Genomic DNA, 16,392 nt, shown 5'->3' with positions numbered 1-16,392 from the left:
CGGACAACGAGTGTGTGGAGTTGCTAGATGACTGAGCCCGGAAACTTTGTCTCCGGCACCGACGGTGTGCCGACCGGTCACACCGCGGCGGACGCGGCGACGGAGTCCGCGCTCGTGCGGGACCTCGAGGCGCTTCCGACGACCGAACAGACCCACGTCCTGCTCGACCTCGTACGCGATCACGCGCTCGCCGTGCTGCGGGCGAAGTACGCCGACGCCCCGGACGCGCTCGCGGGGGCCGGTCTGCCCGTGTCGGTCGACCCCGACCGCTCCTTCAAGGACCTGGGCCTGGACTCCGTCGCGCTGCTGGAGCTCCAGGTGCGGCTGAACGCGGCCACCGGCCTGGCGCTGCCGCCGACCGTCGCCTTCGACCACCCCTCGCCGGCCGAACTCGCCGCGCACCTGCGCACCGAGGTCCTGGGCCTGGCCGACCGCCCCGAGGCGCCGGTGCGTGCCGTGGCCGTCTCCGACGAGCCCATAGCCATCGTCGGCATCGGCTGCCGCTACCCCGGCGGGGTCGCCTCGCCGGAGGACCTGTGGCGGCTGGTCAGCAACGGCGAGCACGTACGGGACGAGTTCCCCGCCGACCGCGGCTGGGACCTGGAGGCGCTGTTCTCCGACGACCCGTCGACGCCCGGCACCACGTACGTGCGCCACGGCGGCTTCCTGCCCGACGCGGCCGAGTTCGACGCGGACTTCTTCGGGATCAGCCCGCGCGAGGCCCTCGCGATGGACCCGCAGCAGCGGCTGGTGCTGGAGACCGTGTGGGAGGCCGTCGAGCGGGCCGGCATCGACCCCGCGACCCTGCGCGGCACCGAGGCCGGCGTGTTCATCGCCGCCGAGCCGCAGGAGTACGCGATGCGGCTGCACGAGGCCCCGGACGGCCTCGACGGCTACCTGCTGAGCGGCAACGCGCCCAGCGTCATCTCCGGCCGCGTCTCGTACGTCCTCGGCCTCGCGGGCCCGGCCCTCACCGTCGACACCGCCTGCTCCGGCTCGCTCGTCGGCATGCACCTGGCGGTCCAGTCGCTGCAGCGCGGCGAGTGCACGCTCGCGCTGGCCGGCGGTGCGGCCGTCATGGGCAGCCCCGGCACCTTCACCGCCTTCAGCCGCCAGCGCGGCCTCGCACCCGACGGCACCGTCAAGGCCTTCGCGGCCGCCGCCGACGGCACCGCCTTCGCCGAGGGCGTCGGCGTGTTCGTCCTGGAGCGGCTCTCGGACGCGCAGAAGAACGGCCACCCGGTCGTCGGTGTCATCCGCGGCTCCGCCCTCAACCAGGACGGCGCCTCCAACGGCCTGACCGCGCCCAGCGGCCGCGCCCAGCAGCAGGTCATCCGCCAGGCCCTCGCCAACGCCGGGCTGACCGGCGAGCAGGTCGACGCGGTCGAAGCGCACGGCACCGGCACCACCCTCGGCGACCCGATCGAGGCGCAGGCCCTGATCGCCACGTACGGCAAGGGCCGCCCCGAGAACCGCCCGGTATGGCTCGGCTCCGCCAAGTCGAACATCGGGCACACCCAGGCGGCGGCCGGCTCGGCCGGCGTCATCAAGATGCTGATGGCGATGCGGCACGACGAGCTGCCGCGCACGCTGCACGTGGACGAGCCCACCCCGAACGTCGACTGGTCGGCGGGCGAGGTCCGCCTGCTGACCGAGTCCCGCGCCTGGCCCAAGGGCGAGGAGCCCCGCCGCGCGGGCGTCTCCTCGTTCGGCGTCAGCGGCACCAACGCACACGTGATCATCGAGGAGCCGCCGGCCGCCGAGGCCGCCACCGCCCCCGAGGCGGCGCCGCAGGCCGGCCCCGTGCTGCTGCCGGTCTCCGCCGCGAGCGAGCCCGCGCTGCGCGCCCAGGCGGCCCGCCTGCTGGCCCACGCCGAGCGGGAGGGCGCCCCGGCCGCGGCCGACCTCGGCTACTCCCTCGCCACGACCCGCGCCCGCCTCGCCCACCGCGCCGTGGTGGCCGCCGAGGACGCGGAGGCCGTACGGGCGGGCCTGCGCGCCCTGGCCGAGGGCCAGGAGTCCCCGTACGTCTTCCCGGGCACCGCCGACGGCGGCCGCCTCGCCTTCCTCTTCACCGGCCAGGGCAGTCAGCGCGCCGCCATGGGCCGCGGGCTGTACGACACCCAGCCGGTGTTCGCCGCCGCCCTCGACAAGGCCATCGGCCACCTCGACCTCCAGCTGGACCGGCCGCTGCACGAGATCCTGTTCGCCGCCGAGGACAGCGACGACAGCGCCCTGCTGAACGAGACGGTGTACGCGCAGGCGACCCTGTTCGCCGTCGAGGTCGCCCTGTTCCGGCTGCTGGAGTCCTGGGGCGTGCGCCCCGACTACGTGGCCGGCCACTCGATCGGCGAGCTCGCCGCCGCGCACGTCGCGGGCGTGCTCTCACTGGACGACGCGGCGACCCTGGTGGCCGCGCGCGGCCGCCTGATGCAGGAACTGCCGCGGGGCGGCGCCATGGTGGCCGTGACGGCCTCCGAGGAGACCGTCGCCCCGCTGATCGCGGCCCTGTCCGACCGGGTGGCGATCGCCGCCGTCAACGGTCCGGCGTCCGTGGTCGTATCGGGCGAGGCCGAAGCCGTCGCCGAGGTCGCCGCCCGCCTGGAGGCCGACGGGCACCGCACCAAGCAGCTGCGGGTGAGCCACGCCTTCCACTCGCCGCTCATGGAGCCGATGCTGGCCGAGTTCCGCCGCATCGCCGAGATCCTGGACTACTCCGCCCCGCACATCCCGCTGGTGTCGACGCTGACCGGGCGCGCCGCGACCGCCGCCGAGCTGTGCTCGCCGGAGTACTGGGTCCGGCACGTCCGCGAGGCCGTCCGCTTCGCCGACGGGGTGCGGGCGCTCGCCGAGCTCGGCGCCACCACATATCTGGAGATCGGCCCCGACCCGGTCCTGTCGGGGCTGGGCCGCGACTGCCTCGAAGGTCTCGGACTCCCCGGCGGTGCACCGGTGTTCGTCTCCGCGCTGCGCCGCGGCCACGAGGACCCGCGGCAGCTGTCGGCCGCGCTGGCCACCGCCCACGCCCGCGGTGCGCGGGTGGACTGGGAGGCGTACTACGAGGGCAGCGGCGCGCGCCGCGCCGAGCTGCCGACGTACGCCTTCCAGCGCGAGCGCTTCTGGCTGGCCGCCCCGATCTCGCGCGGCGACGCCGCCGGGCTCGGTCAGGTGGCCGCCGACCACCCGCTGCTGGGCGCGGTGGTCTCCCTCGCCGACACCGGTGCCTCGGTGCTGACCGGGCGGGTGTCGCCGCGCTCGCAAGCGTGGCTGGCCGACCACGTCATCGCCGGCAGCACACTGCTCCCGGGCACCGCCTTCGTCGAACTGGCGCTGCGCGCCGGCGAGGAGACGGGCTGCGAGCGGCTCGACGAGCTGATCATGGAGGCTCCGCTGCTGCTGCCCGCGACGGGCGCGGTGGCCCTCCAGATCGTGGTCGACGCCCCCGCCGGGGACGGCCGCCGCCCGATCGCCTTCTACTCCCGCGACGAGGACGCCCCGGCCGACGCGCCGTGGACCCGCAACGCCTCGGGCGTGCTGACCGCCGCTGCCGTCCCGGCCGCAGAGCCCTTCGACGCCTCCGTGTGGCCGCCGCGCGGCGCCCGCGCCGTCGACACCACGCGCCTGTACGAGGACATGGCCGCCCAGGGGTACGGCTACGGCCCCGCGTTCCACGGCCTGAAGGCCGTCTGGCAGGGCGCCGAAGGCGTGGCCTACGCCGAGGTCGCGCTGCCGGCCTCCGTCTCGGAGCAGGCCTCCGCGTTCGGGCTGCACCCGGCGCTGCTCGACGCCGTCCTGCAGGCCACCGACTTCGCCTCCCCCGAGCCCGTCGCGGACGGCCCGCGGCTGCCGTTCGCCTGGTCGGGGGTCTCCCTGTCCGCGGCCGGGGCCTCCGCGCTCCGCGTACGGATCACCGCGACCGGCGCCGATTCCGTCGCGCTCGACCTGGCGGGGGCCGACGGCCTGCCCGTCGCCTCCGTCGAGTCGTTCACGGTCCGCCCGGTCACCGCCGAGCAGCTGCGCCCCCAGGCCCACGACGCGCTCTTCCACCTGCGCTGGACCTCCCGGCCGCTGCCCGCGCCGCTGTCCGCGGACGCCCCGGCCGCCGTCGCCCACCACGCCCTGAAGGGCACCGGGGGCGAGGTCCCCGCGCAGGTGCGCGCCGTCGCCGAGGACGTCCTGACCGCGCTTCAGCAGTGGCTGAACGACGAGGACCCGGCCGCGGGCCGCCTCGTCGTCCTCACCCGCGGGGCGGTCGCCGTCACCCCGGGCGAGGACATCGACCTGGCCCAGGCACCCGTATGGGGCCTGGTGCGCTCCGCGCAGGCCGAGAACCCGGGCCGGTTCGTCCTGCTCGACTCCGACGGCTCGCTGGAGCCGGCCGAGCTGCTGCGGATCGCCGCGGCCCTCGACGAGCCCGAAGCGGCCGTCCGGGGCGGCGAGCTGTACGTCTCCCGGCTGGCCACGCTGCCCGCCGCCGACCCGCAGCCCGCGCCGTGGGGCCCGCAGGGCACCGTACTGATCACCGGCGGCACCGGCGGGGTCGGCGCCGCCGTCGCCCGCCACCTGGTCGCCGAACACGGCGTACGCCACCTGCTGCTGACCGGCCGTCGCGGCGGGGACGCCCCGGGCGTGCGCGAGACCGCCGAGGAGCTGACCGGACTCGGCGCCCGGGTGACCGTCGCCGCCTGCGACGCGTCGGACCGGGAGGCCGTGTCGGCGCTGCTCGCCGCGATCCCCGCCGACCGGCCGCTGACCGCCGTGGTGCACGCGGCCGGTGTGATCGACGACGGCCTGATCGGCTCGCTCGACGCCGGACGGCTGGACACCGTACTGCGGCCGAAGGCCGACGGCGCATGGAACCTGCACGAGCTGACGCGGGACCTGGACCTGTCCGCCTTCGTCCTCTTCTCGTCCACCGCGACCCTGCTCGACGGGGCCGGCCAGGGCAACTACGCGGCCGCGAACGGCTTCCTGGACGCGCTGGCCGCCACCCGCCGCGCCGCCGGACTCCCCGCGACCTCCCTCGCCTGGGGTCTGTGGACCGGAGTCGGCGGGATGGGCGGGCAGCTCGACGAGGCCGCACTGCGCCGCATCGAGCGCCTCGGCCTCCAGGTGCTCTCCCCCGCCGAGAACCTCGCGCTGCTCGACGGCGCGCTGACCGCCACCGGCGGCGAGGGCGCCGTCGTACCCGTCCGGTTCAACCTGCGCACCCTCCAGGCGCGGGCGGCCGAGGTCCCGTCCGTCCTGCGCGGACTGGTCCGCCCCGCCCGCCGCAGCGCGGGCGCCGGCGCCGTCCCCGTCGAGCAGTCCCTGGCCCGCCGGCTCTCGGGCCTGTCCCGCGCCGAGCGCGGCGAGGCCCTGCTGGACCTCGTCCGTACGCAGGTCGCGGCCGTCCTCGGCCACGAGGGCGGAGACCGGATCAACCCGACGCGCGCGTTCAACGAGATGGGCTTCGACTCGCTCGCCGCCGTCGAACTGCGCAACCGGCTCAGCTCGGCCATCAGCCTGCCACTCGCGGCCACGCTGATCTTCGACTACCCGTCGCCGAGCGCACTCGCCGACCACCTGGCGGACAAGCTGGGCGACCCGGGCAAGGAGGCCCGGCGTACGGCGCCCGTCACCGCGCTCGCCGCGGCCGACGACGACCCGATCGTGGTCGTCGGCATGGCCTGCCGCTACCCGGGCGGCGTCTCCACGCCGGACGACCTGTGGCAGCTGGTCCAGGACGGTGTCGACGCCGTCGGCGCCTTCCCGACCGACCGCGGCTGGGACTCCGACATCCACGACCCGGAGCCGGGCAAGCCCGGCAAGAGCCTCAGCGACAAGGGCGGATTCCTCTACGACGCCGCCGATTTCGACGCCGAGTTCTTCGGGATCAGCCCGCGCGAGGCGCAGGCCATGGACCCGCAGCAGCGACTGCTCCTCGAAGTCTCCTGGGAGACCTTCGAGCGGGCCGGCATCGACCCGCACGCCCTGCGCGGCAGCGACACCGGCGTGTTCGCCGGTGTGATGTACCACGACTGGGGCCTGCGCCTGGGCCCGCTGCCCGAGCAGCTCGCCGGCTACCACGGCAACGGCAGCCTGGCGAGCGTGGTCTCCGGCCGCGTCGCGTACGCGCTCGGCCTCGAAGGCCCCGCGGTCACCGTCGACACGGCGTGCTCCTCGTCCCTGGTCGCCATGCACTGGGCGGCGCAGGCGCTGCGGCGCGGCGACTGCGGGCTGGCGCTCGCGGGCGGCGTGACCGTCATGTCCACCCCGGACACCTTCATCGACATGAGCCGGCAGGGCGGCCTGGCCGCCGACGGCCGGTGCAAGTCCTTCGGCAGCGGCGCCGACGGCACCGGCTGGGGCGAGGGCGTCGGCCTGGTGCTCCTGGAGCGCCGGTCGGACGCCGAGCGCAACGGCCACCGGATCCTCGGCGTCCTGCGTGGCTCCGCCGTCAACTCGGACGGCGCGTCCAACGGCCTGACCGCCCCCAACGGCCCCTCGCAGCAGCGCGTCATCCGCCGCGCCCTCCAGGACGGCGGCCTGACCGCCGCCGACGTCGACGTCGTCGAGGGACACGGCACCGGCACCACGCTGGGCGACCCCATCGAGGCACAGGCCCTGCTGGACACGTACGGCCAGGAGCGCCCGGAGGACGGGCGGCCTCTGCTGCTCGGCTCGATCAAGTCCAACATCGGGCACACGCAGGCCGCCGCCGGTGTCGCGGGCGTCATCAAGATGCTCCAGGCGATGGAGCACGGCGTCCTGCCGCGGACCCTGTTCGCCGACGAGCCCTCCCCCCAGGTCGCCTGGGACGCGGGCGCGGTGGAGCTGCTGACCGACGCGGTCGAGTGGCCGGCGGGCGAGCGGCCGCGCCGCGCGGGCATCTCCTCCTTCGGCATCAGCGGTACGAACGCCCACCTCATCCTCGAAGAGCCGCCGGCGGCGGCTCCGGCCGAGGCCGCCGAGGAGGCCCCCGAGGCTCCCGGGGCCCTTGGCGGGCCGGTCCCGTGGGTGGTGTCGGGCCGGACGGCGCCGGCGCTGCGCGCGCAGGCGGAGCGGCTGATCACACACCTGGAGACCCTGGACGACGCCGACCTCGCGATCGCCGGGCGGGCGCTGGCCACCCGGCGCGCCGGGCTGGGCGAGCGGGCCGTGGTCATCGGCGAGAACCGCGAGGAGCTCCTCGCGGGCCTGGCCGCCCTCACCGTGGGCGAGACGGCCGCGGGTGTCGTGCAGGGCCGGGTCCAGGAGGGCAAGTCGGCCTTCCTGTTCACCGGCCAGGGCGCGCAGCGGCTGGGCATGGGACACGAACTCCACGCTGCCTTCCCGGTGTTCGCACAGGCCCTCGACGCCGTGGTCGCGGCCCTCGACGAGCACCTCGACACTCCCCTGCACGAGGTCATGTGGGGTGAGTCCGCCGAGGACGAGGCGCTGCTGAACAGCACCGCCTACACCCAGCCCGCCCTCTTCGCGATCGAGACCGCGCTGTTCCGCCTCGTCGAGTCCTGGGGCGTGCGGCCCGACTTCCTGGCCGGACACTCCATCGGCGAGATCACCGCCGCCCATGTGGCCGGGGTCCTCTCCCTGGAGGACGCGGCCCGCCTGGTCACCGCACGCGGCCGCCTCATGCAGGCGCTCCCGGCAGGCGGAGCCATGGCCGCCATCGAAGCCACGGAGGAGGAAGTCCTTCCGTACGTCTCCGACCTGGTCGGCATCGCCGCCATCAACAGCCCGCGCTCCATCGTCGTCTCGGGTGCCGAGGACGCCGTCGAGGCGATCCAGGCGCAGTTCACCGAGCAGGGCCGCAAGACGACCCGGCTGCGCGTCTCCCACGCCTTCCACTCCCCGCTCATGGACCCGGCCCTCGCCGAGTTCCGCACCGTCGCCGAATCCGTGACCTACGCGCCCGCCCGGATCCCGGTCGTCGCCGGGGTCCACGGAGAGATCAGCGAGGACTGGGGCACCCCCGACTACTGGACCCGCCACCTCCGAGAGGCCGTCCGCTTCTCCGACACCGTCCAGCACCTGGCCGCCAAGGGCGTCACCCGCTTCGTCGAGCTGGGCCCCGACGCGATCCTGACCGCCCTCACCCGTACGACCCTCGACTCCGACGACGCCGTCCTCGTCGAGCCGGTCCTGCGCAGGAACCGCCCCGAGGCGCACTCGCTCCTCGCCGCCCTCGCGCAACTCCACACCACCGGTGCGCCCGTGGACTGGGCGGCCTTCTACCAGGGCACCGAGGACCGTTGGTCCGGGCTCCCGACCTACGCCTTCCAGCACCAGCGGTACTGGCTGGAGGGGGCGGCCGCCGGCGGCGGCGCCGGGCTCGGCTCCGCCGGCCTCGAACCGGTCGGGCACCCGCTGCTCAGCGCCGCCGTCCCGGCGGCCGACTCCGGCGAGGTCGTCCTGACCGGGCGGCTCTCCGTCGACACCCAGCCCTGGCTGGCCGACCACGACGTCCTCGGCTCGATCCTGCTGCCGGGCACCGGCTTCGTCGAGCTGGCCGTCCGCGCCGGCGACCAGGTCGGCTGCGACCGGATCGAGGAACTGCTCCTCGAAGCCCCGCTGATCGTGCCCGCCCGCGGGGGCGTTGCCCTCCAGGTGCGGGTCGGCGCCCCGGACGGCTCGGGCGCCCGGTCGATCTCCATCCACTCCCGCGGCTCCGCCCCGGACGCCCCCTGGACCCGCCACGCCTACGGCACGGTGGTCGCGGACGCTCCGGCACCCGCGTTCGACCTGTCCCAGTGGCCGCCGGCCGGTGCGACCCCGCTCGACGTCACCGGCGCGTACGAGCGGCTGCTGGAGCGCGGGTACGCCTACGGCCCGGTGTTCCAGGGCCTGAAGGCCGCCTGGGTCCAGGGCGACGACGTGTTCGCCGAGGTGGCCCTGCCCGAGACGGCGCACGGCGACGCGGCCCTCTTCGGGCTCCACCCGGCGCTCCTCGACGCCGCGATGCACGCGGACCTGCTCGGCGGCAACGGCGCCGCCGAGGGGGCGACGCTGCTGCCGTTCTCCTGGAACGGGGTCACCCTGCACGCGGCCGGTACGTCCGTACTGCGGGTGCACATCCGCCGGGTCCGCGGGGACGAGGTGTCGGCGATCATGGTCGCCGACGCGACGGGTGCGCCCGTCGCGACCGTGGAGTCGCTGGTCTCGCGCCCGGTCTCCGAGGCCCAGCTGGCCGCCGCCTCCGGTGGCGCCGGCGCCGCCCTGCACCGCGTCGAGTGGCTGCGTACCGCGCCGGCCGGGGCCCCGGCGGCCGAGGCCGCCGTGTACTTCGTCCCCGTCCCGGCCGGTGAGGACGCCGCGGCCCGGGTGCGGGCGGTGGTGCCCGAGGTGCTCTCGAAGGTCCAGGGGTGGCTGGCCGATCCGGAGTCCGGATCCGCCCGCCTCGCCGTGGTCACCCGCGGCGGTGCCGCCGTCCTGGCCGGCGAGGACGCCGATCCGGCGCAGGCCGCCGTATGGGGTCTGGTCCGGGCCGCCGAGGCCGAGAACCCCGGCCGGTTCGTCCTGGTCGACGTGGCCGCCGGAACCCGCGATCCGGGCGCCGACGTGGCCGCCGCGGTGGCCTCCGGCGAGTCCGAGACGGCCGTGCGCTCCGGGGAGGTGCGCATCCCGCGCCTGGCCCGGATCGCCGCCCCCGCCCCCGTCTCACCGTGGGGTACGACCGGCACCGTGCTGATCACCGGCGGTACCAGCGGCCTCGGCGCGCTGGTGGCCCGGCACCTGGTCACCGAGCACGGCGTACGGCACCTGCTGCTCACCAGCCGCCGCGGCCTCGACGCGCCGAACGCCTCGGCGATCGTCGCCGAGCTCGCGGAGCTGGGCGCCCACGCCTCGGTGGCGGCCTGCGACGTGACGGACCGGGAGTCGCTCGCCGGCGCCCTGTCCGGGATCGACGCGGCCCACCCGCTGAGCGCGGTGGTGCACGCCGCCGCCGTCGCGGGCGGCGGGCTCGTCGGCTCGCTGACCGCCGAGGGCGTCGAGTCCGTACTGCGGCCGAAGACCGACGGCGCGTGGAACCTGCACGAGCTGACGCGCGGCGCCGGCCTGTCGGCGTTCGTCCTCTTCTCCTCCGCGGGCGGCTCCGTCCTGGCCGCCGGCCAGGCCGACTACGCGGCGGCCAACTCCTTCCTGGACGGCCTCGCCGCGCACCGCCGGGCCGCGGGCCTGCCGGCCACGGCTCCCGCGTTCGGCATGTGGGGGATCAGCACCGGTCTCGGCGGCGACCTCACCGACGCCGACCTGGAGCGCATGAAGCGGCTGGGCCTGCCGGCGCTGACCGTCGCGGAGGGCCTCGCCCTCTTCGACGCGGCCGTCGCCGGGTTCGACGCCGTGGTCCTGCCGCTCAAGACCGACGCGGCGGCGCTCGCCGCCCGCGGCGAGGACCTGCCCGCCCTGCTGCGCGGCAAGGTGCGCGGCCCGGTCCGCCGGACCGCGCAGGCGCAGGCGCCCGAGACCTCCGAGCTGGAGCGCCGCCTCGCCGGGGCCTCCGCCCAGGAGCGCGACCGGATCGTCCTCGAACTCGTCCGTACGCAGGTGGCGGCGGTGCTCGGCCACCCGTCCCCGGACGCGATCGGCCCGGAGACGGCCTTCCGCGAGCAGGGTTTCGACTCGCTCGCCGCCGTCGAGCTGCGCAATCTGCTCCAGGCCGCGACCGGTCTGCGGCTGCCGGCCACGCTGGTCTTCGACTACCCCAACTCCCGGGCGGTCGCGGGCTTCGTGGTGGACAAGCTGTCGGCCACCACGGCCAAGGCGGCCCCGGCCGCCGCCGCGCCGCGCGCCACGACCCCCTCCGACTCGGACCCGATCGCGATCGTCTCGATCAGCTGCCGCTTCCCCGGCGGGGTGCGGTCCGCGGAGGACCTGTGGAACCTGGTCGCGGAAGGCCGGGACGCCGTCGGGGCGTTCCCGACCGACCGCGGCTGGGACGCCGACGCCATCTACGACCCCGAGCCCGGCACGCCCGGCAAGACGTACGCCAAGGACGGCGGCTTCCTCTACGACGCCGCCGAGTTCGACGCGGAGTTCTTCGGGATCATGCCGCGCGAGGCCCTCGCCATGGACCCGCAGCAGCGCCTGCTGCTGGAGGCCGCGTGGGAGACCTTCGAGCGGGCCGGCATCGACCCGCAGACCCTGCGCGGCAGCCGGACCGGCGTGTACGCGGGCATCATGTACCACGAGTACGGCAGCCGCCTCACCGACGTCCCCGAGGACCTGGCGGGCTACCTCGGCAACGGCAGCGCGGGCTCCATCGCCTCGGGCCGCGTCGCCTACACCCTCGGCCTGGAGGGCCCGGCCGTCACCGTCGACACCGCCTGCTCCTCCTCCCTGGTCAGCCTGCACATGGCCTGCCAGGCACTGCGCTCCGGTGAGATCACGATGGCGCTGGCCGGCGGTGTGACCGTCATGCCGACGCCCGACCTGTTCGTCGACTTCAGCCAGCAGCGCGGACTCGCCGCCGACGGCCGCTCCAAGGCCTTCGCCGGGGCCGCCGACGGCACCGGCTGGGCCGAGGGCATCGGTCTGCTCCTCGTCGAGCGCCTCTCCGACGCGGAGCGGCTCGGCCACCCGGTGCTCGCCGTGATCCGGGGCAGCGCCATCAACCAGGACGGTGCCTCCAACGGCCTCACCGCCCCCAACGGGCCGTCCCAGCAGCGGGTCATCCAGCAGGCGCTGGCCGCCGCCGGCCTCACCACGGCCGATGTGGACGCCGTCGAGGGCCACGGCACGGGCACCCGCCTGGGCGACCCCATCGAGGCGCAGGCGCTGCTCGCCACGTACGGCCAGGGCCGCGACGAGGACAAGCCGCTGTGGCTCGGCTCGATCAAGTCGAACATCGGCCACGCACAGGCGGCGGCCGGTGTCAGCGGTGTGATCAAGATGGTGGAGGCGCTGCGCCACGGCGTGCTGCCGAAGACGCTGCACGTGGACGAGCCCTCGCCGCAGGTCGACTGGACCGAGGGCAACGTCAGGCTGCTGACCGAGGCCGTCGAGTGGCCGGCGGGCGGGCGCCCGCGCCGTGCGGGCGTCTCCTCCTTCGGCCTGAGCGGTACGAACGCCCACGTCATCCTCGAAGAGGCCCCGCACGGTACGCCGGAGCCGGAGCCGGAGCCGGAGCCGCAGGCGCTCAAGCCCGCGGCCGCCGCGCCGGTCGCCCTCACGGTGTCGGCGAAGAGCGCGAAGGCCCTGCCCCGGCAGGCCGAGGCGCTGCGCGCCCACCTGGAGGCCCACCCGGAGCAGTCCCTGGCCGACGTCGGCCACTCGCTGACGGCCTCCCGCGCGGCGCTGGACCACCGCGCGGTGGTCCTCGCCGAGGACCGCGGGGCCGCGCTGCGGGAGCTGGCGAAGCTGGCCGGGGGGACGCAGTCCGCGGACATCGTGACCGGCAGCCGCCTGGACGGCGCGACCGCGTTCCTGTTCACCGGCCAGGGCGCGCAGCGCCTGGGCATGGGACGCGAACTGCACGCCGCCTTCCCGGTGTTCGCCGAGGCCCTCGACGAGGTCGCGGCGGCGGTGGACCCGTACCTGCGGACCCCGCTGTACGAGGTGATCTGGGGCGAGTCCGCCGAGGACGAGGCGCTGCTGAACAGCACCGCCTACACCCAGCCCGCCCTCTTCGCCATCGAGACGGCCCTGTACCGGCTCGTCACCTCGTGGGGCGTGCGGCCGGACTTCCTGGCCGGACACTCCATCGGCGAGATCACGGCCGCGCACGCAGCCGGGGTCCTCTCCCTGGAGGACGCGGCCCGCCTGGTCACCGCACGCGGCCGGCTCATGCAGGCACTGCCCGCCGGCGGAGCCATGGCCGCGATCGAAGCGACGGAGCCCGAGCTCCTTCCGTACCTCACCGACACCGTCGGCATCGCGGCGATCAACAGCCCGCGCTCCATCGTGGTCTCGGGCGAGGAGGACGCCGTCGAGGCGATCCGGGCCGCCTTCACCGAGCAGGGCCGCAAGACGACCCGGCTCCGTGTCTCCCACGCCTTCCACTCCCCTCTGATGGAGCCGGCGCTCGCCGAGTTCCACCTCGTCGCCGAGTCCGTGACCCGGAACGAGCCGAGCATCCCGGTCGTGGCCGGGGTGCACGGCGCGATCAGCGAGGACTGGGCGACCGCGGAGTACTGGACCCGCCACCTGCGCGAGGCGGTCCGTTTCTCCGACACCGTCCAGCACCTGCACGCCAAGGGCGTCCAGACCTTCCTGGAGCTCGGCCCCGACGCGATCCTGACCGCCCTCGCCCAGAACACCCTGGACGGCACCGGCGCCGTCGTCGAGCCGACCGTACGCAAGAACCGGCCCGAGGCGCACACCCTCCTGACCGCCGTCGCCCGGCTCCACGCCACCGGCACGGCCGTCGACTGGACCGCCTTCCACGCCGGGTCCGGCGCGCGGCTGGTCGAGCTGCCGACGTACGCCTTCGAGCGCCGTCCGTACTGGCTCGACGCCCCGGCGCCGGCCCCGGCCGGCGATGTCACCAGCCTGGGCCAGCAGCCGGCCGAGCACCCGCTGCTGAGCGCGGTGGTGGTCTCCCCGGAGGCCGGCGGCGTGGTCCTGACCGGCCGCCTGTCGGTGAAGACCCACGCCTGGCTGGCCGACCACGACGTCCTCGGGACCGTGCTCCTACCCGGCACCGGATACGTCGAACTCGCCATCCGCGCCGGTGAGGAGGTCGGCTGCGACGTCATCGACGAGCTGACCATCGAGGCGCTGATGCCGATGCGCGAGGACGGCGGCGGCCTGGCCGTCCAGGTCACCGTCGACGCGGCCGACGCCACCGGCCGCCGCTCGCTCGCGGTGTACTCGCGTCCCGACGACGGCCCGGCGGACACGCCGTGGACGCGGCACGCGAGCGGTGTCCTGGCTCCCGGGGCCCAGCACCCGCCGGCCCCCGAGTCCTTCGGGGTCGGGACCGGGGTCTGGCCGCCCGAGGGCGCCGACGAGGTCGACATCTCCGGGGTGTACGACTACCTCACCGGCCAGGGCTACGGATACGGGCCCATGTTCCGCTGCCTGCGCGGGATCTGGACGCGCGGCAAGGAGACCTTCGTCGAGGTGTCGCTGCCCGAGGACAACCTGGCGGTGGGCCACGAGTACCGCATCCACCCGTCGATCCTCGACGGCTCGCTGAGCGCGACGGACTTCATGGACGGGCGCAGCCCGCAGGACGTCGGAGGCACCCAGCTTCCGTTCGCCTGGGCCGGAGTGACCCTGCACGCCGCGGGTTCCTCGCAGCTGCGGGGCCGGATCACGGCCGTGGAGTCGCACAAGTCGCAGGGTTCGGACGCCGTCCGGATCGAGCTGTCCGACCTGCGCGGCACCCCGGTCGCGACCATCGACTCCCTGGTGGTCCGCCCGGTCACCGCCGCCCGGGTCAACGCCGCCGCGGCGGCCGGCCGCGACGAGCGCTCGTCGATGTTCCACCTGGTGTGGAACCAGCTGCCGCTGGGCGCCAGCCACACGGCGACCGCCGACCGCTGGGCGCTGCTCGGCGGCGGTGCGGACCACACCTTCGGCGAAGGCCTGACCGCCTACCCCGATCTCGCGGCACTCGCGGCGGCCCTGGACGCCGGCGCGGAGGTGCCCGAGGTGGTCCTGCTGCCCGTACCGGCCGTCGAGGGCGAGGTCCCGGACGCGGTCCGGTCCGTGACCGGCTCCGTCCTCGAGGTCCTGCAGGGCTGGCTCGACGAGCCCCGCTTCGGCCGCTCCCGCCTCGCCGTGATCACCCGCGGCGCGGTGCGGACGAAGGACACCGACACCGTCGACCTGGCGCAGGCGCCCGTATGGGGTCTGCTGCGCTCGGCGGAGGAGGAGAACCCGGGACGCTTCCTGCTGGTGGACACCGACGGCTCGGCCGCCGCCCACCAGGTGCTGCCCGCCATCGCCCTGACCGGGGAACCGGAAGCGGCGGTACGCGGCAGCGAGGTCAAGGTCCCGCGCCTGGCCCGGGTCGCCTCAAGCCAGGTCGCCTCCGACCTGCCCTGGTCGGCGGAGGGCACCGTACTGATCACCGGCGGTACGAGCGGTCTCGGCGCCATCACCGCCCGCCACCTGGTGGCGGAGCACGGCGTACGCCACCTGCTGCTCACCAGCCGCCGCGGCCCGGACGCACCGGGCGCCGAGGAGCTGAGCGCCGAGCTCGTCGGGCTCGGGGCCGAGGTCTCGGTCGTCGCCTGCGACGTGTCGGACCGTACGGCGGTGGAAGCGCTGCTGGCCGGCGTCCGCGCCGAGCAGCCGCTGACCGCGGTCGTGCACGCCGCGGCGCTGATGGACAACGCGCTGACCGCGCAGCTGACGGCGGAGCAGGTCGACGCCGTCCTGCGGCCGAAGGCGGACGCCGCCTGGCACCTGCACGAGGCGACGCTCGGCCTGGACCTGTCGGCCTTCGTCCTCTTCTCCTCCTGCGCCGGACTCGTCGTCGGCGCCGGACAGGGCAACTACGCGGCGGCCAACCGCTTCCTGGACGGGCTCTCCGCACACCGCCGCTCGCTCGGACTGCCCGCCACCTCGCTGGCGTTCGGCCTGTGGGAGACGAAGACCGGACTGGGCGGCGGGGTCACCGACTCCGACCTCGGCCGGATGAAGTCGCTGGGCCTGCCGGCCCTGCCGACCGCGGAGGGGCTGCAGCTCTTCGACGAGGCGATGACCCTCGACGAGGTGATGATCGCCCCGATCCGCGTGGACAACGCGGGGCGCGGCGCGAACCCCGGTCCGGCCCCGGTGCTCCTGCGGGACGTGCTGAAGGCCGAACCGGCGCCGCAGCAGCGCCAGGACGTACGGGCCCCGGCCGTGGCGGCCGCGGCCGCGGTGACGGCGGCCGGCTCGGGAACCCTGGAGGAGCGGCTGGCCCGGATGCGGCCCGCCGACCGGGAGCCCGCGGTCCTGGAGCTGATCCGGGCCCAGGTGGCGGGCGTCAGCCACAGCGACCCCGACACCATCGACGTCAACAAGGGCTTCACGGACCTGGGGCTCGACTCGCTGGCCGCGATCGACCTGCGCAACCGGCTCCAGACCGCGACCGGGATGCGCCTGCCGGCGACCATGATGTTCGACTACCCGAGCCCCGTCGTGATGGCCGAGTTCCTCCTGGAGGAGATCCTCCCGGCCATCGAGGACGTCGCGGAGCCCGAGCCCGCGGCCGCCGCGCAGGACGACCACTCCATCCGCGAGGCGCTCTCCTCGATCCCCGTCGCCGCGCTGCGCGAGGCGGGCCTCCTGGACGCGCTGCTCAGGCTCGCCGGTCCGGTGGAGCAGCAGGGGGCGACGGCCTCGGCGGCCGCGTCCGGTGCGCCTGCCGCCCCGCAGACCGCCGACCGGAGCGAGGAGATCAAGAGCATGAACATCGACGACCTGGTGCGTGCCGCGCTTGCGTCCGCCGAACCGAATTCGAACGAGGGCTGAGGT

Annotated in this window: 1 protein-coding gene; it reads left to right on the top strand. The window is 75.4% G+C overall.

Annotation, left to right across the window (positions count from 1 at the left end):
- Window positions 1-27: 27 nt before the first annotated feature.
- The gene (locus ACFXGI_RS21815) at window positions 28-16,389 is read left to right on the top strand and encodes an SDR family NAD(P)-dependent oxidoreductase (RefSeq protein ID WP_384709078.1); all 16,362 of its coding nucleotides are present in this window, start codon (window positions 28-30) and stop codon (window positions 16,387-16,389) included.
- The last annotated feature ends 3 nt before the right edge of the window (window positions 16,390-16,392 follow it).

Origin of the sequence: Streptomyces sp. NPDC059355, from assembly GCF_042752335.1 — a bacterium.
Taxonomy (GTDB): domain Bacteria; phylum Actinomycetota; class Actinomycetes; order Streptomycetales; family Streptomycetaceae; genus Streptomyces.
Note: the sequence above shows the minus strand (reverse complement) of the source record. Positions and strands in the feature narration are given on the sequence as shown.

Coding starts and splice junctions, on each gene's coding strand:
- ACFXGI_RS21815 (WP_384709078.1), top strand. CDS start 28: ATGACTGAGCCCGGAAACTTTGTCTCCGGCACCGACGGTGTGCCGACC.